This is a genomic window from Microbispora sp. H10836 (assembly GCF_012999525.1).
Taxonomy (GTDB): domain Bacteria; phylum Actinomycetota; class Actinomycetes; order Streptosporangiales; family Streptosporangiaceae; genus Microbispora.
Genome location: NZ_JABBWU010000010.1, coordinates 266508 through 288232, shown reverse-complemented (window position 1 = coordinate 288232; position 21725 = coordinate 266508). Strand labels below are relative to the sequence as shown.

At 65.1% G+C, this 21725-nt stretch carries 25 protein-coding genes; 15 read left to right on the top strand and 10 right to left on the bottom strand.

What is annotated here, in order from left to right:
* Nucleotides 1-13: 13 nt before the first annotated feature.
* Complete coding sequence (locus HHX30_RS20450) at nt 14-538, bottom strand: integrase core domain-containing protein (protein ID WP_169983556.1); 525 nt, start codon at nt 536-538, stop codon at nt 14-16.
* 608 nt (nt 539-1146) lie between these two features.
* On the opposite strand from HHX30_RS20450, the gene HHX30_RS20445 reads away from it, so the two are divergent.
* Nucleotides 1147-3579 carry a hypothetical protein gene (locus HHX30_RS20445; protein WP_169983555.1) on the top strand — a complete coding sequence of 811 codons (2433 nt, stop codon included), beginning with the start codon at nt 1147-1149 and terminating at the stop codon, nt 3577-3579.
* A gap of 70 nt (nt 3580-3649) precedes the next feature.
* Here HHX30_RS20445 and HHX30_RS20440 read toward each other — a convergent pair whose 3' ends face one another.
* The gene (locus tag HHX30_RS20440) at nt 3650-3991 is read right to left on the bottom strand and encodes a nucleoside triphosphate pyrophosphohydrolase (RefSeq protein WP_169983554.1); all 342 of its coding nucleotides are present in this window, start codon (nt 3989-3991) and stop codon (nt 3650-3652) included.
* A 30-nt stretch (nt 3992-4021) separates the two neighbouring features.
* Between HHX30_RS20440 and HHX30_RS42765 the strand changes: the two genes are divergently transcribed.
* Nucleotides 4022-5050: an HNH endonuclease domain-containing protein gene (locus HHX30_RS42765; protein WP_169983553.1), complete on the top strand. Its 1029-nt coding sequence runs from the start codon at nt 4022-4024 to the stop codon at nt 5048-5050.
* Between the two features lie 172 nt (nt 5051-5222).
* Here HHX30_RS42765 and HHX30_RS20430 read toward each other — a convergent pair whose 3' ends face one another.
* Entirely contained in the window at nt 5223-5492 is a 270-nt protein-coding gene (locus HHX30_RS20430) for a hypothetical protein (RefSeq protein WP_211592246.1), read from the bottom strand.
* Between the two features lie 431 nt (nt 5493-5923).
* Here HHX30_RS20430 and HHX30_RS20425 point away from each other — a divergent pair, with 431 nt between their 5' ends.
* The 3 genes from HHX30_RS20425 to HHX30_RS20415 are packed head-to-tail and all read left to right on the top strand — an operon-like array spanning nt 5924 to nt 9571.
* Nucleotides 5924-7135, top strand: coding sequence for an ABC-three component system protein (locus HHX30_RS20425; RefSeq protein WP_169983552.1), 1212 nt, complete (start codon nt 5924-5926; stop codon nt 7133-7135).
* On the top strand, nt 7132-7617 hold the full coding sequence (locus HHX30_RS20420; protein ID WP_311922632.1) for a three component ABC system middle component: 486 nt from the start codon (nt 7132-7134) through the stop codon (nt 7615-7617). The genes HHX30_RS20425 and HHX30_RS20420 overlap by 4 nt, the downstream gene beginning before the upstream one ends.
* 4 nt (nt 7618-7621) lie before the next feature.
* Nucleotides 7622-9571 (top strand): DUF3732 domain-containing protein, encoded by a 1950-nt coding sequence (locus HHX30_RS20415; RefSeq protein WP_169983550.1) that lies wholly within the window; start codon nt 7622-7624, stop codon nt 9569-9571.
* 189 nt (nt 9572-9760) lie between these two features.
* Here the strand turns inward: HHX30_RS20415 and HHX30_RS43320 are convergent, their stop codons facing one another.
* Nucleotides 9761-10813 carry an LAGLIDADG family homing endonuclease gene (locus tag HHX30_RS43320; RefSeq protein WP_169983549.1) on the bottom strand — a complete coding sequence of 351 codons (1053 nt, stop codon included), beginning with the start codon at nt 10811-10813 and terminating at the stop codon, nt 9761-9763.
* 157 nt (nt 10814-10970) lie between these two features.
* Here HHX30_RS43320 and HHX30_RS20405 point away from each other — a divergent pair, with 157 nt between their 5' ends.
* Nucleotides 10971-12305, top strand: a complete 1335-nt coding sequence (locus tag HHX30_RS20405; protein WP_169983548.1) for a restriction endonuclease — start codon at nt 10971-10973, stop codon at nt 12303-12305.
* Between the two features lie 635 nt (nt 12306-12940).
* Here HHX30_RS20405 and HHX30_RS20400 read toward each other — a convergent pair.
* Entirely contained in the window at nt 12941-13573 is a 633-nt protein-coding gene (locus HHX30_RS20400; protein ID WP_211592245.1) for an integrase core domain-containing protein, read from the bottom strand.
* Between the two features lie 104 nt (nt 13574-13677).
* On the bottom strand, nt 13678-14403 hold the full coding sequence (locus tag HHX30_RS20395) for an XRE family transcriptional regulator (RefSeq protein WP_169983547.1): 726 nt from the start codon (nt 14401-14403) through the stop codon (nt 13678-13680).
* A gap of 162 nt (nt 14404-14565) precedes the next feature.
* On the opposite strand from HHX30_RS20395, the gene HHX30_RS20390 reads away from it, so the two are divergent.
* The 3 genes from HHX30_RS20390 to HHX30_RS20380 all read left to right on the top strand — a co-directional run bounded on the left by HHX30_RS20390 (nt 14566) and on the right by HHX30_RS20380 (nt 16004).
* Entirely contained in the window at nt 14566-14919 is a 354-nt protein-coding gene (locus HHX30_RS20390; protein ID WP_169983546.1) for a hypothetical protein, read from the top strand.
* Nucleotides 14903-15382, top strand: a complete 480-nt coding sequence (locus HHX30_RS20385) for a GntR family transcriptional regulator (RefSeq protein ID WP_169983545.1) — start codon at nt 14903-14905, stop codon at nt 15380-15382. Before HHX30_RS20390 ends, HHX30_RS20385 begins: the two co-directional genes overlap by 17 nt.
* A 67-nt stretch (nt 15383-15449) precedes the next feature.
* Nucleotides 15450-16004: an HD domain-containing protein gene (locus HHX30_RS20380; RefSeq protein WP_169983544.1), complete on the top strand. Its 555-nt coding sequence runs from the start codon at nt 15450-15452 to the stop codon at nt 16002-16004.
* Nucleotides 16005-16035: 31 nt separating this feature from the next.
* Here HHX30_RS20380 and HHX30_RS20375 read toward each other — a convergent pair whose 3' ends face one another.
* From HHX30_RS20375 to HHX30_RS20365, 3 genes are read right to left on the bottom strand one after another with little or no spacing between them, the layout of a single operon-like run.
* Nucleotides 16036-16503: a hypothetical protein gene (locus HHX30_RS20375; protein ID WP_169983543.1), complete on the bottom strand. Its 468-nt coding sequence runs from the start codon at nt 16501-16503 to the stop codon at nt 16036-16038.
* A 53-nt stretch (nt 16504-16556) separates the two neighbouring features.
* The gene (locus HHX30_RS20370; protein ID WP_169983542.1) at nt 16557-17033 is read right to left on the bottom strand and encodes an NUDIX hydrolase; all 477 of its coding nucleotides are present in this window, start codon (nt 17031-17033) and stop codon (nt 16557-16559) included.
* A gap of 2 nt (nt 17034-17035) precedes the next feature.
* Nucleotides 17036-17776: an XRE family transcriptional regulator gene (locus HHX30_RS20365; protein ID WP_169983541.1), complete on the bottom strand. Its 741-nt coding sequence runs from the start codon at nt 17774-17776 to the stop codon at nt 17036-17038.
* Nucleotides 17777-17926: 150 nt separating this feature from the next.
* Here HHX30_RS20365 and HHX30_RS20360 point away from each other — a divergent pair, with 150 nt between their 5' ends.
* Complete coding sequence (locus HHX30_RS20360; RefSeq protein WP_169983540.1) at nt 17927-18145, top strand: hypothetical protein; 219 nt, start codon at nt 17927-17929, stop codon at nt 18143-18145.
* Nucleotides 18146-18322: 177 nt separating this feature from the next.
* Here HHX30_RS20360 and HHX30_RS20355 read toward each other — a convergent pair whose 3' ends face one another.
* The gene (locus tag HHX30_RS20355; RefSeq protein ID WP_169983539.1) at nt 18323-18679 is read right to left on the bottom strand and encodes a GntR family transcriptional regulator; all 357 of its coding nucleotides are present in this window, start codon (nt 18677-18679) and stop codon (nt 18323-18325) included.
* A 128-nt stretch (nt 18680-18807) separates the two neighbouring features.
* Between HHX30_RS20355 and HHX30_RS20350 the strand changes: the two genes are divergently transcribed.
* Genes HHX30_RS20350 through HHX30_RS20330 form a run of 5 tightly spaced genes read left to right on the top strand, consistent with a single transcriptional unit; the run spans nt 18808 to nt 21711 of the window.
* Nucleotides 18808-19149: a hypothetical protein gene (locus HHX30_RS20350; RefSeq protein ID WP_169983538.1), complete on the top strand. Its 342-nt coding sequence runs from the start codon at nt 18808-18810 to the stop codon at nt 19147-19149.
* Nucleotides 19142-20494, top strand: coding sequence for an FtsK/SpoIIIE domain-containing protein (locus tag HHX30_RS20345; RefSeq protein WP_169983537.1), 1353 nt, complete (start codon nt 19142-19144; stop codon nt 20492-20494). Before HHX30_RS20350 ends, HHX30_RS20345 begins: the two co-directional genes overlap by 8 nt.
* Before the next feature lie 18 nt (nt 20495-20512).
* Nucleotides 20513-21172: a DUF2637 domain-containing protein gene (locus HHX30_RS20340; RefSeq protein WP_169983536.1), complete on the top strand. Its 660-nt coding sequence runs from the start codon at nt 20513-20515 to the stop codon at nt 21170-21172.
* Nucleotides 21173-21189: 17 nt separating this feature from the next.
* A complete protein-coding gene (locus HHX30_RS20335) occupies nt 21190-21540 on the top strand; it encodes a hypothetical protein (protein WP_169983535.1) in 351 nt (116 codons plus the stop codon).
* A 21-nt stretch (nt 21541-21561) separates the two neighbouring features.
* On the top strand, nt 21562-21711 hold the full coding sequence (locus HHX30_RS20330) for a hypothetical protein (protein WP_169983534.1): 150 nt from the start codon (nt 21562-21564) through the stop codon (nt 21709-21711).
* The last annotated feature ends 14 nt before the right edge of the window (nt 21712-21725 follow it).

Sequence of the window (21725 nt, the reverse complement as noted above, 5' to 3'; positions counted from 1 at the left end):
TTTGGTGGAGACCTCAGGGGTTGATTCCAGCGGGTTCGCTGGGGTGGTGTTGAGCGTAGTAGAGAGCTTCGTACTCGTCCGGCGGGATGTTGCCGATGGAGGAGTGCAGGCGGGTGGTGTTAAACCACTCGACCCATTCGGCGGTGGCCAGTTCCACCTCGGTCAGGCCACGCCACGGCCCGTGTGGTTTGATCAGTTCGGTCTTGTACAGGCCGATCTGCGATTCCATTAGCGCGTTGTCGAGTGCATCCCCGACCGTGCCGATCGAGGCGTCGATACCGGCGGTCATCAGGTGGGCGGTGAAGCGGAAACAGGTGTATTGACTGCCGGCATCGGAGTGATGGATGAGGCCGGAGCCAGCGGGGTGTCCGGCGCGGTCGCGCCGCCACAACGCCATGTCCAGGGCGTCCAGCACCAACGTGGCGCGTTTGGACATCGAGGCCGACCAGCCGATGTTCGGGGTGTCTCCATCGGTCACAGACAGGAACTTGTAGTCCTGAGCGGGGCGGCTGGCACCGGTGAAACCGAGTTCGACCATGAGCCTGCTCCCTAAGGGGTACCGGTGGTTAAGGACTGTCCACGTGGACATCGCAGTGGATCAACCTGTTGTTGTCGGGGATCCTGAAAACTATCGGGAGTCCGTTGACAGTTGTTCCGTGGCTACGGCGTTCCTGACACTTCTACTGATCTCTGAGCTTTCTATGACGGGGCGCCGCGACTGTCGAGACAACCCCGGAGAGGTCGCCGCCTTCGCGTGGCTCATTCAAGGCTCGGTGAAGCCGTACGGTGACGTCGCCCCCGCGAGCGCTAAGGGCACGACGTCATCGCCCTATGGGTGCCGACAGAGCTGGGATGGCGAGGGAGGTCCAGCTGGTGCCCTGGTCGTCGGTGAGTGTTATGGGCTCCGCTTCAGGAGAGCGGTTGCAATCATGGTTGGTTAGGTGTCCTGACCTGCGGCTACCACTGAGGCCGTGCCTCCCCCTTTTTTGATCATTTCGCACATGCTTCGCGGACAGAAGCTTGAGGGATCGCGGTCTCGCGTACTGAACCTGGCCGGGTGAGCGACCGCCCGGTCTACCGCCCTCCGCCGGCGCGCTGATTGGTACTCATGGAGTGACTGTCGGTAGGCCGTGGTTTAGTTCGGAAGTGACGTCGAACGAGACCCTGTCCTACGCCTCGGTCAGTATCACCCCTCGTCCGCCGCGAGTCGTCATCGTGGTCGAAGGTGGCAAGCATTGGAGCTACTGGGTGCGCCGCGCGCTCTATCGTGCGGACAAGGTCTGGGGCGGTGCTGGTTTCGCGGTTGTCCCGCACCAGGGTGGGCAGGTGAACGCGGTGCTTCTACGGGCGTGCGAGGCATACGACCCCGACTTCGTCGTGACGTACAGCCCAACGGTCGCGGATATGGAGCACTTCCGTCCCGGTCTCATCTCCTTTAGCGGAGATGACGGCCAGCCTCTCGAAGGAGTCGATCGCGAGCGATTGCTCGCCATGGTGCGTGCTGACGATGTGCCGAGCGCGGAGGACGAGGCGGCCCGGAAGCAGGTAGTCGCTGCGTGTTCGTCCTACCGGTCCCGATTCACAGGTGATGGGTGGCATGAGCACGTTACGTCACTGCGCGAGGAGTCGAGCGGTCACTTTGCGAACGTCCTCGACATGCCGGGTACATGGCAGGCATCTGTCCTTGCCTGCCCGACAGACTGGGGTGGCGTAGTGGGTGCCGCGGTGGCTTCTTATGCCGGGGTTGCCGCCCCGCCGTCGCGCGACGCGGAGGAACCCGAGCTTGATGACGGTGCCCGCAAAGCGCTAGCGTCTTGGCTCCTAGGCCAGCCGGACGGCTTGGTGCCCAACGAACTGGTGTGGCATCCGGGCCTGGCTTTCGGGGTGGACAGACGAACAACGCCGACCGCGCATGAGCGCACCAAGGCGCATCTGGTCGAGATCATCACCGGCCTCGATTTCCACCGTACGGGGCTTTTGGTGGTGGGCGACAGCGCGGAAGATTTCGCGTTGTCGCGCCTTTGGCAACTGACATATGGCAACACCTACTGGCTGCCGTCCATGCTGGACGAGGACGCCGTGCCGTGGCCCATTGGATATGGCGTGACGAGGATCGCGCGGGACCTCGCCCGGCGCGACAATCGCCTCGTAATCACGTCGATGTCGAGGCTGAAAGATGATTTAGAGCTTTGGCGTGAACGCCTTCTGGCGGCGTACCCGATGAGAAGCCCGCAGAACGATGACGCTATTCCGGTCATCCTGGGCCCGGAGCTGCCCTGGCGGCAGGCTACGACAGTGGGCCTGGCTGTGCAGGATCAGTGGGACAGTCAGGTCACCGTGCCGGTATCCGTGGCGGAGGACGGCACGAGCCGCATGGCCGCTCCGTTGCCAGCACCCGTGCTGGTCAATGGGGAGCTGGCCGCGCACGCGGATCTGGAATGGCAGGTCGACGTTCATTGGCAGCCGGGCCACACCGTGCGCCGACGCGGGCTGGACAGCCGGGAGATCTTCGCCGACCAGCCCCCATTTATGCTGACATGGGCACGCAGCAGTCGCCATGGCGTGACATATGGATCACGACGGTATGACGTCGTCCTGGCAGGCACCCGATCGGAGAACACCCTCGCACGTGTCGCACTCCGACACCTCAGCCTCGCCGCCTGGGTCCGAGCGAAAGCGGCCGAGCACGACCTCGCTGTGCTGCCCAGCGAGGCCGGACGGCGCACGTCGCTACTGGCCAACATGCTCGGCGGGCGTCGGCGATATGTCAATCTCTTCGGTGGCCCGTTACTGCCGGCTCTCCGCGCCATGCTGGCGACTAGCGCTAAAACCAATGAGGCGTACCCCGATGGGGAGGGTGTCTCGCTCTCATCGACCGAAGGTGTACTGACGTTTGCCGGCATCTGCGCGCGAGTGGCTGATCTGGAATTGGCCGACGTCCGCGAACATGCCGATGCCGCACTCCGCGCCGGAGTACTGCGCCGGGGAATGGTGCTCAGGTGCGCGACCTGTGAGCAGAAGCAGTTCCAGACGGTCGACAAACTCGGCCAGCACTGGAGCTGTGTCCGCTGCGACGCGTTGAATGACCTTGATCGGCACGCATGGAAGCTTCCCCCAGACGAACCGAAGTGGTTCTACGACCTGCACCCGGTGGGCCGCCATGTGTTGAGCGAACACGGTGAGGTGCCGGCTCTGCTGTCGGCGTACCTGCGGAAGCAACACAGGGAACAGCGTGGAATGTTCGACGACCTGGAGGAGGTCGCGATTCTGCGGGGGAACCAACCACAAGTTGAGGTGGACCTGGTGGCGTACACCGACGATGTTCTGACCGTGGCAGAGTGCAAGACGCCCGGAGAGTTAACTGGCAAGAAGGGCAAGCAGGAGGTCCTCAAGAAGTGCCGTGCGGCCGCTTGGCTACGCGCCGATCGATTGCTGTTTGCCACTACAGCAGAGGAATGGACACAGGCCACTCGCGTCCTGGTCGAAAACGCAGTAGCCAGCTTCAGCGATTGGGGCCCTCTCGGCACACCTCAGGTCGAGTTCGTAGCGCGTCTTGCCAGGGCGGACACCGAAATCTAAAGGTCCGAAGCACCCGCCGCCGGGATCAACGGCCACGCGCTACCCTGGGCCGTGTCGGGATTGGCATCCTTCAGTCATCTGTGATCACTTCGTGGAGCCACAGGCGGCGGCTGAATCCGCCTCGCTCGGCCCGCTTGTGACGTGCCGCCTCCTGGACCTGCTCTTCGGAGAATCCGAGTATTTCGGTGAGGGTCGCCAGTACCTCGTAAATGTCGGCCAGTTCCCTCAGGTGATCGCCGGGACTGGCCTGGCGCAGCTCTTCGATCTCTTCGGCAAGCTTGGCGGTCAGCGCGGGGACCAGCTCCGACTCGTCAAGGACGCGTACCTTGGCCGTCCGGCCGTCGGCCTCGATGATCTCGGGGATCCGGTCACGGACCAGTTTGCCGTAGACGATCGCCTGCTCCTGGCCCAAAATGTCACCCTCCTGCCCAATACTGCTCGCGTGGATTACCAACGCGGCGTGGTCACAGCTGAGAGCGTATGGCGTGCCATCGTGCTGTACGGCTCCAACTCGGCCACCTATAAGTTCGCCTTCGGCACGACCCTGCTGGAGGTCGCTGCCACCGGCCGTAGCCGCATCACGCTGGAGGAGCTTGCGCCGCGGTACGCCGACCTGCTCTGTCAGGCCCTTCAGCGCCAGCCCCGGCAGGGCACCGCCGCCCGTAGCAGGTTCTTGGACGCCTGCCGCACCTTCAACGCCGGCGAACTCGACCGGGACACGCTGCACCAACGGACCGTCCAGCTCGGCTTCGCCAACGTCATCGACGCCTTCCCCCAGCTCAGTGGCAATCCCGCACCAGTGCGCTACTACGAGGATCGGCGCAAGAACTCCGCCGCCCCGGGCCTTGTGCTGCGCGACGAACTCCTCGCACTCGCCGGATCGGTGCATGCCCCCGACCTCGACGCTGAGACCGCCGCCCGATGGCGGCTGGTGGAGACGGCATGGGCGACAGGCGTAGCCGGCGCCATCCTGAACCCTGCGCTTGTCTACGACCCCGACACCCAGCACCTGGTCCTGCAGACCAAGCAGCGTCGAAAGAGCGTCACCGGCGTCGTCGCGGCCCTCAACGGGTACCAAGACGGCCGTTGCGCCTATTGCAACCAACTCATGGCACAGGACACGGGATCCGGGCCAGTCGTGGAGCACGTCCTGCCCTGGAAGCTGCTCACCCGCCGGTGGGACGGGCCGGACGTCGACGCTGTCTGGAACCTGGTGCTGTCGTGCAAGCTGTGCAACGACACCAAGCGGGACCAAGCACCGCACGAAGCTTGGATGCCCTGGCTGGAGCAACGCAACAACGACCTCATCGAGTCGCGTCATCCGCTGCGCGAAGTCCTCGTAGCCCAGACCGGCGACACCGCGGCCGCCCGGCACGCCACCCTCCAGCGTGCCTACCAGCGAGCAACCGAGCTGCTGCCGGCTGTGTGGACACCACCCACAGGCGCGCACACCGCATCCCTAGCCATCTGATCCGTAGGCAAGGGCACACGCCTCATCAGCGGCCTCACGGCCAGATCAAGCGATGGATACGGGCCGGTGGAGTGTGATCGAGTGAGGCGGTGTTGCTGTACGGACTGCTGTACAGCAGTCAGCCCGGGGCGTGCCGGCCCTGGAGGCACCCCACCCAATGCCCACGAAGCAATCACTCAGCCGGCCGCAGACGGATACCTTGCCGCCGGAGGTCTTCGGCAAGGTCCTCCAAGGTGAAATCAGGGTTCAGCGCAGTGACGACTGCCGAGGTCAGCGGGCGAAGAGCATAGACGTGCCGCACTGCATCGAGGTCCACAGAAATCTCGTAATAGTCCTCGGCGAACCGCCGAAACGCTTCCGGCGACGGATCGACGCGCAGTCCGAACAGGTGGGCGGCTCCATCCGGGTCATCCTCACCGTCCGAGTACTCGATGTCCCTCACCTGCCAATGCTCATCCCGGTTTCACACCACAGGCATGCAGTCACCACCGGCATGCCGTCCTCGTCACAGAACGGGGACTCCTCCACCAGGTGACGAAAGACGTCGGGTACCCCCGGCCACGGCCCGTCCTCCACGTACGGGCTCAACCGCCGCGGCCGCCGACGCCTTCCTGGCCACCCCGCGCACCGTCAACTACCCACACCCACCGCGCCTACGCCTCGGCCATCGACCGCGTCACGGCGCTGGTCGGCCGGGATCGGCCGCTGGCCGAGGTTGCCGATGCCTAGATCGGCGCCGCGCTCGCCGAGTTGTGGGGGCAAGCGCGCCGGCGACCTCAAACCGCACCTGAGCGCCGCCAGCGTCCACCCCCTCAACCAGGCGCTCATCAGTCACCACTGGACACGGGTCCGGGACCGGTAGAAACTCGATCTATGCCTGCCGGTCAGCACGACGCCTCCGCGAGTGCGATCGGGTATCTCTACCAAGTGAACTGGTGTTTGATCGAACTGCTCCAGCGGGCTCCCGACCGGCCCGACCAGGCGATCAGCATCGAGACTCACGATGATGTTGCCTGGGAACAGGCCGGTTCCCCGGTTGAGCTATTGCAAGCCAAGCATCACATCGGCTCCGCCACCGCGCTGGGCGACAAGGACGTCGACCTGTGGAAGACGCTCACGGTGTGGATGAACACCGCGCAACCCACGGATCCTCAGGGTCCGGCGCTGATCCTGGTGACTACGGCCGTGGCAGCTGCCAATACTGCCGCCCATGCTCTGCGGCGAGACTCCCGCAACACCCAGGCGGCGGTCATCAAGCTCAACGACGCGGCACGTACGTCCACGAACAAGATCACCGAGAACGCGCGCAAGCGCTTCTTGGACTTCACCGAGGCCGAACAGCAGATCTTCTTGAACCGTGTGACCGTGGCCGATGGAGCCCTCGGCGTCGATGACCTGGACGAGAAACTTCGCAAGCTCCTGTGGGCTGCACTGCCGCACGCCAACCAGGACCTGTACCTGTCGATGGTGTGGAAGTGGTGGGCTGGAGTCGCTCTGGACATGCTGCAACGCCGCCGCCAGAGGGTGGGCGCGGGCGAGGCCCAGGCCATGCTCTCGCATCTACGTGATCAGTTCAGCGAAGACAATCTGCCCACCACCGTGGAGCTGGCCGATGTCGATGAGAACCACGTCATCGCCCTGCATACCGACAGTGTTTTCGTGCATCAGATGCGCTGGGTCGCTTGCAACGAGGTGAATCTCCGCAAAGCGATCGTCGACTACTACCGCGCTGTCACGCAGGCGACCAAATGGATCACCGAGGACCTGATCGGCCTGCATGAACTCGGGAAGTTCGAGGACAACCTACGCGACGAATGGGATCGGGCGTTCGCCGACATGGTGGAAGACCTCGGGCTCGACGCCGACGAGAACGCGAAGATCGCCGCAGGTAAGGCGCTGCTGCGCACGTTGCGGGATTCCACCTCGGTCAACGTGCGGCCACGCTACAACGACGCGTTCTTCGCCCGCGGCCGACGTCACGTGCTGGCCGAGAACCGGGTGATCGGGTGGCACCCTGACTTCCAGTCCCGTCTTGAGGAACTCCTCAGCGTCTCCGCCCCGGTCGAGGCATCGGAGGGCCCGTGAGAGCGTGGGCGGATCGACCTCGCGAGGCGGCTGCCCTTCTCAACCCCGCACTCATGGCCGTCATCTCCGCGAACGGGGCCATCCAGTACGAACGCCAGTCCAGCCAAGCGATGCCCTGGTACTTGACGTTCTTGATTGCGCCCCTCGTCCTCCACAAGGGCACCCGGGAGGCGCTGCCACGAGACACCCGCACCCACCTCTCAACCTGGATCACCGATAACGCCGTGATCCGGGCGGGATTCCCACAGCGCGCCCAAGCCCTGACCGAGCACGTCCGTGAAGGGCTGCGGTTCGGCATGGCCAACCGCATGCTGACGGTGACCGGCGACGGCGGACTGCATGGCACGCTCGCAGCCACCGTCATGCCGATCAAGGCCGGTGACGCCCCCCAGATCGTCCGCGCGTCCGGGCTCATCGGGAAGTGGTTCACCCGGGTAGATCAACCGGCAACCCTCTTCGCGCTCTTCGGTGTGGCACCCTAATTCGGTGCAGCTGCTGTCGGTCATCCTCTACAACGCCCAGGGCGCCGTCCGCCGTGTCGACTTTCGGCCCGGACGTCTGAATATTGTCACCGGTGAGTCTCGGACAGGCAAAGGCGCGCTGCTGACCATCGTGGACTACTGCCTGGGGCGCAAGTCCATCCAGGTTCCCGAAGGGCCGATCACCGACACCGTCGTCTGGTATGCGACCCTCTGGCAGCTGGATGAGGGGCAGGTCTTCATTGCCCGCCCCGCACCCGCCGCAGGGAAGGCGTCCTCCCAGCAAGCCATGCTGGAGTTCGGTAACGACCTCCGCCAGCCGCCAGCGCTGGAAGACCTCGTCGTCAACACAAACGCCGCCACTCTGCGCACCCAGATCGGCCGACGGATCGGCATCGAGGAGAACATCACCGACCCTAGAGCCGGCGGCCGCGCGCCGCTGGAGGCGACTCTCGCCCACGCCGTCCTGCTCTGCCTTCAGAGCCAGAACGAGATCGCCAGCTCCACCACGTTGTTCCACCGTCAGGGCGAACGCGGCATCGCCGACAGCCTGCGCGACACCATCCCCTACTTCCTCGGGGCCGTCCCGCAGGACCAAGCGATCAAACGTGCCCAGCTCCGAGGCGCCAAACATGCTCTCCAACGCGCCGAAGCCGCGCTTCGCGGTGCGGAACTGGCAGCTCAAACCATCGATGTAGAGCTGCGCGCCCTGTATAGCGAGGCCCGCGCCGTCGGTTTGATCGCTGAGCAAGAGGTCACCGACCGTCTTAGGCTGGTCCGCGTCCTCCAGGGCGCCCGCGTCGCGCCGCCTCCGCAACAGCCCCGTCCCGCGGTCGATGACATCGCCCAGCAGGACCAATACATCGCTCTGGAACGCCAGGCACAAACGTTACGGGCCGACCTCGGCCGGGTCATGGCCGACCGGGCTCTACTACTAGACCAACGCGATGGGGAAACGGACTACGAGGAGGCATTGCAGCTCCAGGCCGGACGTCTGGCAAGCCTCGGCCTCATCGACGCCGCGCCCGAATCCGGGCCCTCGGTTTCCCCCACCTGCCCGGCTTGTGGGCACGAGACCGAACACGCCGACCCGACTCCGGCAGCCCTCCGCTCCAGTCTGACCCTGCTGCAAGCGCAGCTAGAGAACCTCGCCGAGGCGAGGCCGTCCCAGCGCAGCGCCCTCATCGCCCTCGACGGCCAGGCAAGTTCCCTGCGCGACCAACTCGCCAGCACCGAAGCCGCCCTGACTGCGCTGCGCACCACCAACCGGGTCACAGACCTCACCTCAGCCGACGGACGCGACTTTACTCGCGGACGCATCGACGCAATCCTGTCCCGAGTCGATTCCACCGACGACACTGAACTGCAGAGACTACGCGCGGCCGCCGAAAGTGCAGCCGCGACCGTTGCCGCCCTCGAAGCCGAACTCAATGACGACGAGGACCGCGAACAGCTCACCTCACGGCTCTTCCTGGTCGGCCAAGACATGACCGCCTACGCCGACCGGCTCGAACTCGAACACAGCAAGGGCAGCGTCCGCCTCGACCTCGCCCGCCTCACCGTCGTCACCGACACCGAACGAGGTCCCATCCGACTGGAACGCATCGGCAGTGCCGCCAACTGGATCGGCTACCACCTGGCGACCCACCTGGCACTCCACCGCTACTTCACCAGGCAGAACAGGCCCGTACCCCGTTTCCTCATCCTCGACCAGCCAACCCAGGCCCACTACCCCTCCGACATGTCCCTACAGAGCGGCGTCCCCGAAGGCGACGCCGATCGCGGCGCCGTCCTGCGGACCTTCCGGCTGCTGTACGACGTCATCCAGGAACTTTCGCCCGGCCTGCAGATCATCGTCGGCGACCATGCCAATCTCTCCGAACCTTGGTTCCGCGAATCCGTCGAACACAATTGGCGAGGCGGGACCAAGCTCATCCCTGCCGATTGGTTAAGCTGAGACTCGCTCGCATATGCTGGCCGGCATCGGAATGGGAATGCCCGGTTACCAGACTCCGCCGAGACACCCGAGCGCGTCGAAGGGCATCGCCGACGTGGAAGGTCGCGCCGATAGGCTGTACCTGCCGGTTTGCGTCCCTACGTGCTTCTGGTTCGGTAGCGTGGACGCACGTCTCCTAGTGCCTGACGGCTAACCCGCATTGCCGATGGTCTGGTCAGTTCCGACCATCTCGACAGACTTGATTTTCTCCCACCGTAGGTCAGCGTTCAGATGCCTGGTCCGCCACTGCTTGACGTTGCCGCCGTGTGGCTTGGCTATGAGTGCTTTGCGGGCACGCTCCGCGAGGAGATCAAGCTGGCCCTGCTTACCGGGAACACGAATCACCTCCGCGAAGGCGAGGACATCGGATGCGGTGCTGACCGCGATTTCCCACGAGGAGTAGATCTTGCCCTCCATGGAGGGCAGACCGCCGCGCAGATTCTTCCGATATCTAAGGCGAGCGTTCACACCGAACCGCAGAAGAGCCTCCTGCACATCCCGTGCGAGGCGTTCGCTCACCGTGACAAGCGTAACTTGGCTGGCCCCTCGTGATCTGGGCCCGGATGGCTTTCCGATCTGCATGTGCCCATCTGCGGCGAACAGGCCACCAAAGAAAGCCGCGAGCGCCTCGTTACTTGATCCGAAGACCTCGTCGGGAATGAACTTAGTAGCACTCTTAGCTCCCATAAGCCCCACCCGGCGCAGCAGAACTCGGGTTCGACAGGAGTTGCGTGCCCCTCGGCCGGACCCAATCCGATTCTCTGGACGAGCACGGACACCCCACGTGGCGACTCGGGTTCCGGTCTCGTACTGAGTCACCCGGTCACCGATCGCCTCTACTGCAGTAATGAAGGCGTCGACGAACTCGCCTGCAGGGGTCGTGAGTGCGACTGTAGCCTTACTGCTACTGATCGAACCGTCGCCTACCAGCGCGCCGAGAACGAACGCCTCATTGACGGAGAGGTCGCTGGGCATGGCAGCAGGTGCGACGCGGGACGGAACAGCGATCATCCAAGCCCCGGTATCGGACTTTACCGCGAGCTGGGCGACTGGCGTCCAGCCGAGCACGTCAATCTTCGGGCCATTGCTCGACCTCCAGCGGGCTTCCTTCGTCGTGAGGTACGTTGCGGCGTACAGTCGATGCTCGCCGTTGACCTCCAGGACGCGGCCGGACTCGGTCGTAAGCCGATGTATGGGCTCCACATCCTTGATGATTGCCTACGCCTCCGACAGAGTGCGCCCTTTTGGCGAAGTAGAGATCTTGCTTGGGGCATCACTGCCCGACAGGTACGACTCTCACTGTTGCTAGATAAGCCTCGCGACCACCTGACGTTTGTCTCCTATGGCGGTAAGATGCCGTATGGGCTTCGACACGTACCTAAAGATTGACGGCCGCATCATATTGATGTGGCGCAAATATGCTGGCAACATTCCTCGCCTTCTCTTTCGACATGATCAACTGAGGATCGGCCGTCGAGAGGGAGCCGATGAAACGGTCATCAGTGTAACCTATCAAGCACGCGTTGAAGAGATTCTAGAGAACCTGGCAGATATCGGCCTGGGATGGCACGCGACGTTGTCCGCCTATTCGGATATTCGGATGGCCCGAGGCGTATCTACTGGCATGCTCGCCGGCGCGCTGTTTTCAGGAGAGGTGCCAGAAGCAGAGTTTGAATCTAAATTTGAAGAGTTTCTGATTCTGTCGCCCGAGGTGGATCTCAACGCCTTGGGCGAGTTGATGGCTTATCAATGGAATGACGGAGATGCTGACGACGTTCCCTTGATCAAGGACATCACATATGATGGTGACATCCCGAATCCGGGTCATGTCTGCGACGAGGTACTCAGAGCGGCTATGCAGGCAGGCATTCCCAATACATTCGCCGCAGTGAGAGCTGCCGAATCGCTTGCTTATCTGTATCGAGATGCTCCCGTCTTAGCGTGGCCCATCATTATTTGCATTTTTTTGCAACACTTGCGGGCGGAGAGTGTCGTCACCCTAGACCTCACAGAAGATGCAGAGGCTACCGCTGGTGTCACCACGGAAGAAGAGGCTCAGGCGTACGCTGCAGAGTATTGGACTCAGGCGGCAGAGGGGCTGACGAAGTGGGCACACACCATGGGCCATCTGTTTGGCGTTCTAGCTTCATTCGACAGCAAACTCAGCCGACACTTCTGGTTTGCGCGAGCAGCCGATTTGCATGGCCGTCTTCTGGCTGCATCATCTTTGAGTGAAACCACAATGAGAGAACGGGGCAATCTGCTAGAAGACTTGATCGTCGCAATACTGAAGACAGAGGCGCCGGAGCTCCAAGTTATAGAGAAGAATTTCCGAACGCGCGAAGAAGAGATTGATGTCGTAGTCGCCAATGGGCTCACGAACCCTTTTTGGGTGGCGCAAGGAAGTCCCCTCATAATGATCGAATGCAAAAACTGGAGAGATAGGCCAGGCGTGCAAGAGTTGCGAGTGCTCGAGTCTAAGATTCAGGATAGAAATGCTATATGCAAGATAGGTATCTTCGTATCTATGTCTGGTTTTTCACGGACCTTTCTTGATCGCCTCAAGATATTTCAGGCGGGCGGCGGCATGATCTTCGCGGTGAGCGGGGATGACCTGGCGAACATCATCACCTCAAAGATTCGATTGACGGATTGGCTTCGGTCGGAAGGTATGCTCCGTGCGCTGGGCAAATAACAGGTAGGACACTTATCTACTTGGATCGAGCAGACTGTTCTGCGCGGCTCCACCTGACGGTTGTCATGTGAGGTGGATATACGCGTGGGCCGTGCTTCCCGACTAGCCGAGAGCTGCCCCGAGGTCGCATCTACGTAGCTCAGCCCTGCTAGCCCAGTGGGCCGGGGCTGAGGAACGAGGTCCCGGGCCTTCGATCGCCCTCAGCCCCGTACGGTAGCCAGCCACAGCGCGATCGCCACCTGCAAGGGTATGACGGCCCACCCATAGGCCGGCCTCAACGACGGCGACGCGACTAGGAACAATGCGAGCACGGAAAAATTGGACGGGAGTAACCGCACGAGCGGCTCGACGGTTCCGACGCGCTCGACGGCCGGGGCGGGCGGTGGACCCCACAGGGCGGGGCTAAGTGAGCGCTCGTCACGCTCTTGGTGGCCTTGCTGCTGGTACTCCGGGAGCGCGGGCGGTGCGTGCCCGGACCGGCCGAAGAGCCGCAGCCGGGCACGCTTGCCAGCCGGCGCTCCCGGCGGGCCGCGCAGCGGGCCGCTTTAATAGCGAGAAGAAAAGTTGCTTTGTGTCGCGAGACGGGCTGTGTCCTACCTCGGCTGATGCTTGACTGTGCAACCGACGGTGATCGTTTACGCCTGGGCCGTGGTCTTCTGCTTGAGGCGTTCGTAGGGAGTCTGGCCGCCGAGGCCGCCATGGGGTCGATGGTAGTTGTAGTAGTCCTCCCATTCGCGAAGCTTGTCGTTGAACACCTGGGCATCGTCGATGACGACGCCCTCGAGCATCCGGTAGAACTCTTCGGCGTCGATGCGGTGGGAGCGTTCGACCTTGCCGTTCAGCCGCGGGGTCCGGGGCTTGATGTAGACGTGGTTGATGCCCTTGTCCAGGACGTGCCAGTGGAAGGCCGTCTGGAATTCTGCGCCGTTGTCGGTCTGGATGACCTGCACCTGGAAGGGCAGGCGCTGCAGGACGTAGTCGAGGAACTGGATGGCGGTCTTCTGGTTGAGCTGGGGGTAGATGCGCAGGACGCGCAGCCGGGTGCAGTCGTCGATCGCGGTGAACTGGTAGTACTTGTTTCGGCCGCCTTTGCGGCTGGTGACACCGGCGATCGGCTCGATGAACTTCACGTCGATCTGGACGCGGTGGCCGGGCAGCTGCTTCTCGTACCGCTTCCAGCGGCGGTCGTGGCGCTTGTAGCGCTGGGAGGCCGGCAACCGGCCCATGTCCAGGCGCTTGAGGATCCGCCAGGCGCCGTTTGGCTTCACGGTCGAGTGGGGGGTTCGGGGGAGTCGACATAGATGGTCTCCGTAGTGGTCGGAGACCCAGGTGTCAACGATGTCCGTCAGTTTTAGATCCGCGAGACGGGCTGTCAGCAGAGCGGTTCGGCTGTGGCCCAGACGCGTTCGAGGCTGGTGAGGTAGACGGCTGTGCTGTCTTCGTCCCTGGTGGCAGTGAGGTACAACACGGGGGCCTGGGCCGCCGCGGTGCCGTAAGCATGGACGTTTACCAGTAACTCGGTGTCGGCCCGGTAGATGGAGTTGTAGAGCGTCGTGCGGTGGAGGCGGACCTCCACGCCGTCGGCCTTCTGGAGCGGCCGGTACAGCATCAGAGCGTTGCGTACTCGGGCGGCCATAACGTCGGCTCCGATACCTTCTTCGGCTCCTCGGGCGGCCACTTCGGGACTGTCCGGATCGCCGAGAAGGATGCGGATCTTCACGCCTACCTCGGCCCTGCTGGCGAGCAGGCGGATCATGCCGGTGTCCTCAGCGAGGAACAGGCTGCTGTAGGTCAGGATGTCGATCTCGCGACTTGCGCACTGGAAGAGCCGCCGCCAGATGTTCTGCGGCACGGCCCAGCGGTGGGGATAGACGGCTTTCACTTCGTGGGAAATGGTTCGCCGTGGTTGGGCGACGGCGGGCCACAGGTCACTCTCGTCGAGTTGCAGCATGTCGGCGAGCGCCCAGCGGTGGCGCGGGTAGGGGATGCGGCCCTTGAGCCAGCGATCGACCGTCTTGGGGTCCACTTCGAGGGCGGCGGCGACGTCGACGGTTCCGAGTCTGGCCCGGGCAAGGGCATGGCGCAGGGTGTCGCTCACGGGGGCGTACCTCCTAGGGGCGGCGGCTCTGCCTGCGACGTTAACACGAGACGTCCCTAGACGTCCCTTAGTCGCGGTGTAGAGGTTCCCTCGCCTCGGCGGAAGCTCGTTCGGCATGGGCGCGATGAACGCGCCCACCCCAGCCGAAGGAGCGTGTCAGGCATGGAGCAACTGCGGCCGGTTCAGAAGCGGCAGCGCGAGTATCAGGAACAGCTCTTGACGGAGCTGCGGGATGAGCTGGAACAGCGCGGGATCACGGGGGTCCTGATCGTGGATGAAAAGAACCGGCCAGCCTTGAACGTGACCGACAGTCGGCTACGGCCCCGCCGGGTCTACGTCCACCTCGCGTTCTTGTGGTTCTACTGGGGCGACGAGCACGACGAGCGGGTCTCGTGCCTGCGCCTGCTGCCGGCGGCCGACCGGATCGAGAAGGCGGCGCGCGAGGGCTGGCGCGAGGGTGAACAGGGAGAGCTCGGTATCGACCTGACGAAGATTCTCGATGCGCACCGCTCCTGAACGGCGTAAGGCGTGGCTGACCGGGCAGCGAGTCTCCGGCAAGCTGGCTGAGCGGCTGCGCGAGCGGATCGCGACGGGTGTCTACCCGGCGGGGCGGGCGCTGCCCTCGGAGACCGCCCTGACGGCGGAGTTCCGCGTTGCCCGCAACACAGTGCGTCGTGCGTTGCGGACCTTGGAGGCAGAGGGGTTGATCGTGACGGTCCCCTCGAAGGGGCGGCTTGTGCAAGGCCCTGGCGCTCCGGTCGATGCCTCCTACCGCTACCAGCTCATCGCCCGGGAGCTGCGGCGGCGAATCGAGCGGGGCGACCTCGGCCCCGGAGACCTGCTGCCCAGCGAAGCGGAACTCCGCTGGCTGTACGACGCCTCACGCAACACCGTACGGCAGGCATTCGCAGAGCTGGAGCGCGAAGGGCTGATTGTGTCCCGGCAAGGCAAGGGCCGGTTCGTCCGCTCCCACGAATAGGACGTCCTAGGACGTCTGGGTTGGTGCCGTAGGTCTTGTGGGGGCCGGTGCGCCTATCGTCTGCTTTGTGGGACAAGCTGAGTGGGCGCGTGAACTGGCCGAACGACTCCTTGCCAAGCCGCTGCCCCGGCGCTGGGCACACACCCAGGGTGTGGCGGCGCGAGCCACGTCGCTAGCCCCGATCCTCGGGGAGGAAACCGACACGCTGACCGCTGCCGCTTACCTGCACGACATTGGCTACTCCCCTGAGCTGCTCGACACCGGGTTTCACCCCCTTGATGGCGCCCGCTACCTACGCGATGTGGCGGGCGCCGACGAGCGCCTGTGCCGCTTGGTCGCCCATCACTCCTGCGCGGTCAACGAGGCCGCCGAGCGCGGTCTGCTCGACGTGCTCAATACAGAGTTCGCTCAGGAACGGCCGGAGCTGGTGGAGGCGCTGACGTACTGCGACATGACCACGGGCCCGGACGGCCGGCACCTCGACGTCACCGAGCGACTGGCAGAGATCCATTCCCGCTATGGCCCCGAGCATTTGGTGAGCCGCTCCATCACGACGTCTACGCCGCGCATTCTGGCCGCGGTGCAGGCGGTCGAGAGCGCGTTGGCCGCGCAACGGGCCTGAACCGCCCGACTGCATTCGGCGTGCTGAGGTGCTAAGCCCTGCCAAGCATCTCGGCCACGCGATTGAACATAGCGACTGCGCATGCCGTGTCCGCGGGCTCGATGTCCGCGAGCGGCTGTTCGAGCTGCGGGTCGTAGCATTCGAGCCCGGTTTCCTGCTCGACGATCGGAGCCAGAGTGCGCATCGTGCGAACGACGTCGGCAGCGTCTTCCCCGTGGGTCCAGTAGGGGGCGGTCATGTCCCACTGTCCCTCGCAGTAGCCCAACTGGATGCCAGTTGCTTCGTGGCTGATCTCCCATACAGGCGGGCTCTCGAAGACGTCAACCTCTCCAAGGACGCCGCGCACCCGGGACACAATCTTGTCCCATGCGTCGACGTCTAAGGGGAGGTCGTCTTCGTGCTCCTCCTCGCGCGCTTCCAGAGCCTCCTCGCGCGCCTTGAGAGCGTCATCCCAGGATTGGCCCGGCTCTCGCTCGACGAAGTACAAGTCGTAGCTCATGGGCGGACTGTATCGGCCTAATCTGACAATTCCAGGCCGCGCGTCAAGGCCTTTTAGCCGATGTACGGCAGGACGGCGCCGGTGAGGTAGTGGCCGATCCGCAGGGCCATTGAGCGGTCCATCTGCAGCGTCTCCACCTTGTCGCGTGGCATCCATCGGACCTCGGTTGACTCGCTGCTCGGGGTCGGTTCGCCGCTGATGGCGCGGGCGGTGAGGACGATGGAGAACTCCTGCCGGGCCTCGCCGTTCGAGGTGTAGAGAATCACGTGGCGGGGGTCGGTGTAGGTGCCGACGAGGCCGGTGATCTCACAGACGATGCCGGTCTCTTCGAGGGTCTCGCGTACAGCGGCCTGGGGGAGGGATTCGCCGAGGTCGATGGCACCACCGGGGACGGCCCAGTTGCCGTTGTCGCTGCGGCGGATCATCAGGATGTCCCCGGCGTCGTTGATGACGACGACATTGACGGACGGGACGAGGCTGTTCGGCTTGGGAGCGTCAGGGTCGTCGTAGTAGTCGATCCGGCGGGCCACGATCACGACTCTACCGGCGTGGCCTGCTCCCACACGCGCTCGAAGCTGTCGACATAGGTGGCGACCATGTCCCCGCCTAACACCTTGCGCAGGTGCAGGACAGGGGCGTTGCCGGCGGGCACTCCATACACGTGGGTGTTGACGAGAAGCTGATCGTCCCCGCGGTAGATGGAGTTGTACAACACCGTGCGATGAAGACGGATCTCCACCCCTTCCCGACCGCGAATGGGCCGGTAGAGGACGAGGACGTTGCGGATCTTGGCCGCCATGCCGTCGTCAATACCCTCGTCGGCACCGCGCTGGGCGACCTCGGGACTGTCGGGGTCACCAAGCAGGATGCGCACCCTCACTCCGGCGGCGGCCTTCTCGCCGAGCATTCGCACGATTCCAGCGTCGTCGGCGAGGAACAGGCCGCTGTAGACGAGGACACCGATCTCCTGGGTCGCGGACGCGAACAGACGTCCCCAGGCGTCCCGGGGGACGGCCCAGCGGTGCGGGTAGACGGTGATGATCTCGCTCTCGGACGCTGAGGCGACTTGTTCTCGGGTCAACGCCTCAGGCCACAGGTAACTCTCGTCCACTCCCAGGTGAGCGGCGACGGCGTACCTGTGCTTTCGGTACGGTGCGCGGCCTTTGGTGATCCAGCGTTCGACGGTCTTGGGATCCACCTGGATCGCAGTCGCCAGCTCGGCGATGCTCACCCCGCGTTCCAGAAGGGCCGCGCGTAGTCGCTCGTTGGCCATTTCACCTGCCGCGTCAGGACGTCCAGGGACGTGGCAATCGTAGACGGGACGTCTTGAACATGTCCCGTCGTGTAGTGATCTCGTCCTGCCCTTCCGTCGCACTCTCGGTGTCACAACGCACCACTACCTGCGACGGAAGGAGAACAGACCATGACAGACACCACGATCGCCCCTCCGGAGGAGGTCCCCGGCTGCGAGTGCGGGGCGCTGCTGGAGGAGGGGCAGACCCGCTGCTCCAAGTGCATCGCTCGTGACCGGTGGACTCGCCGTCAGGTCGCCCGGCGCCGGGCCGCTCGGCGTCGCGCCATCACCCGGCGTCCTCCGCGTGGCCCGCTCGGCGCCGCCGCCCTGGGGGTGATCTGGTCGTGAGCGCGCTGCCTCTGATCATCGCCCTGGCCCTGACCGCGGTTGTGACCGTCGGCTATTTGGCGGTCCTGGTCGGCATCCGGCGGGAGGACAAGGCCATGCGTAGCGGGGTCGCCTCTGGGGATGCGTCCGCGCGGCTGGCTCGGCACGTCACCGGCTTAAGAGTCCGGGACGGTGGTCCTAACTCTCGGATTGCTGAGACAAGGTCTCTTCGACCCGTGCCAAGCGTTCCGACAGGTCCTGTACGGCGGTGCGTAGCGCGATGACCTCGCTCGCCAAGTCACCCGCCGGCCCCGGCTCGACGTCTTGGACGTCTTCCCGGACGAACACGCCCTTGCCCTGCTGGCCGATGACCAGGCCCTCGGTTCGCAAGATTCCGACCGCGAGCTTCACGACGCTGAGCGAGGCGTCGTACCGGGCGGCGAGCTGGCTGGTCGACGGCAACGGGGAGCCGGGCGGCAGAGATCCGCCGCGGATCTGCTCGCGCAGATCGTCGGCGATCTGGAGGTAACCGGGCCGTCCCGTCTTCTTGACCATCCCTCTCCTGTCCTGAGGACCCAAGTCTCATCTCAGCACAGGAAAACGACCAAGCCAACCGAGAGAACATTGACAACCAGGCCAACCTAGTTAACTATGTTGGCTACGAGGCTAAGGAGGTCCATCGCATGCGCACCATTCCGATCCCGGTCGACGTGACCAAGCTGCAGTTCGTCTGCGTCCGCGCGCCCCGCCCGCGCGTCCTCAACCAGGACACGGGCGAGATCAAGACCGATAAGAACGGCAACACTGTCTACGAGATCGTCCTGTCGGTGGAGGACGAGTTCGGCCGGATCGAACTCGTCAAGGTCGGCACCTCCGGCGAGCCGCAGATCGCCGCCGGACAGGACGTTACGCCGGTCGGCCTGGTCGGCTACGTCTGGGAGATGTCCCGGGGCGGCGAGGCCCGCTGGGGCATCAGCTACCGGGCCAGCTCGATCGTCCCGGCGGGCGTGACCGCCCATGCGTGACGCCCTGCTGACACTGCTCGCGGGCCTGGCCGCTACGGCGGCCGGCCTGTGGGCCTGGCACCGCTACCACTTCCGCTCCTTCTGGCTGATCGTCGGCTTCCCTCTCGTCGCCCTCACCGTCCGGGCGACTTGGCGCAAGGTCGCCCTCGGCTGCGGGCTGACCAAGAAGCGGCAACGCTGGTGGTTCACCACCGTCCCCGGCGCCATCGCCTCCACCGGGCTCGTGAAGGTACGGCGGCGCTTCCAGCGGGTCGCGGTCGACACCAAGCCGTTCATGTGGCTGCCCCTGCCGACTCGGCACGGCTGGCGCGTCACGGTCCACACCCTCGAAGGGCAGATCCCCGCCGACTACGCCCAGGCCGCCGAGCGGCTCGCGCACTCCTGGGGCGTCCATGCCGTACGGGTCTCGTCCCCTCGTCCCGCCCGGGTCGTCCTGGCCGCCACCGTGCGGGACCCGCTGGTCCGGCTCGACCACATGCCGGCCTCCGGCGACCTGCTCACCGTCCAAGTGGGGCGGCTGGAGACCGGCGCGCTGTGGACGATCGACTTCCGGACCGTCCCGCACTGGATCAACGCGGGCGCCACCCAATCGGGCAAGTCCAACCTCGCGAACGCCCTGCTGGTCGGGCTCGCTCCGCAACCGGTCGCCCTGGTCGGTATCGACCTCAAAGGCGGCGTCGAGTTCACCCCGTACGCGCCCCGGCTGTCGGCCCTGGCGACCACGCGGGCCGAGAGCGTGGGCCTGCTGGATGACCTGATGGCCGTGATGGTCGACCGGATGGGGCTGTGCCGTACGGCCGGTGCCCGCAACATCTGGCAACTCCCGCCCGGCGTGCGGCCGATTCCGGTGGTGGTGCTGGTCGACGAGCTGGCCGAGCTGTACCTGATGGCCGACAAGTCCGAGAAAGACGAGATCGCGCATACCTCAACCGCGCTGCTGCGCATCGCACAACTCGGGCGGGCGTTCGGCATCTACCTGTTCCTGTCCGGCCAGCGGATCGGCTCCGACCTCGGCCCCGGCGTCACCGCCCTCCGGGCGCAGTGCTCCGGGCGGATCTGCCACCGGGTCAACGACCCGGAAACCGCGACCATGACGCTCGGCGATCTCGACCCCGCCGCCCTGGTGTCCGCCCGCGCTATCCCCGCCGAGACACCCGGTGTCGCGATCGTCGCCCATCAGGACGGCCAGTGGTACCGCGCCCGCTCCTGCCACGTCTCCGAGCAGACCGCAGAACACACCGCCCGGCACTGGTCCCGGCTCACTCCCGCGTGGTCCGAGATCGCCCAGTCCGGCCGCGTCACCGGCCTTGATGAGGCCGCGCTCTCCGAGTTGCTGTCCGCCTGATCACGAAAGGGGGTAACGATGCGACGCCTTGCCTCATGGCTGCTCGACACCGGGCCGGTTCTCGTCCTGGCCGCCATCGCGGGTGCCGGATCGTTCACCCACATCCGTGACACCGCCACCGACCACGGACAGACCGGCTGGATGTCGTGGGCCGTGGCCGTCTGCGTCGACCTCACCTGCGTCATGGCCGCCCGCGAACGCCAGCGGGACAAGAAGACCGGCCGCCAACGGACCGGCCTCGTGTCCTGGCCGACCCTCGTCCTGGCCGGCGGGATCGTGTTGTCGCTGGCCGCCAACCTGCACCAGGCCGAATTCACCGTGTGGGGCTGGCTGACGGCGGCCACTCCCGCCGGGGCGTTCCTCATCGCCGTCTCGATGCTCGAACGCCGCGCCGCCGCTCCTCGTACTGAATCGTCCGTGCCCGTCCTGACCGTCGACGCCGTCCCGTCCTCGCCGTCCTCGGCCCCGGCGCTCGTCCCCGCCGTCCAGGACGGGCAGGACGGCGAGCCGGGACCGTCCCCGGCGCTGGTCGACTATGCCCGCCGCGTGGCCGATGAGCACCAGGCCAAGCACGGCAAGCCGATCACTCGCGACCTGCTTCGCGCCCGCCTCGGCGTGTCCAACCAGCTCGCCTCAGATCTGCTCCGCACCCTGCGCACCGCATCCGAACCCGCCTGACGAAAGGAGATCAGCCCATGAACGACGACCGCCGGACCGCGCTCATCGCCGGGCTCCGCGCTCTGGCCGACTTCCTGGACGCAAACCCGGCCGTTCCCGTCCCACGCTCCGTCTACGCCCTGCACTTCCCGCACGGAGCCACGGATGCCGAGATGTGCGCCGAGGTCGACCACATCGCCGAACTGCTCGGCGTTCGGGCGAGCCAGGAGTTCGGCCACTACGGCGCTGCGGTTCACTTCGGACCGGTGGAGTACAAGGCCGTGGCCATCCTCGCCGCCCGCCGCGCCCAGTACGAGGCCGATCGCAGCTACGAGGGCTGCATCCAGCCCGACCCTGTCCCCTACGGGAACGCGGCGCAGGCCGCCTGACCACGAAAGGAGGTGACGCCCATGCCCGACACCGAGCAGGCCCCGCCCGCGACTCCTGCGACTCCCGCGCCGATCACGCCTCTGCGGTGGCAGTGCTGCCACTGCGGCGGAGGCGGTCTCGACTCCTACGGCGAGACCTGCCGCCACTGTGACGGGCTCGGCTTCTGCTGAACCCGCAGCGCCCC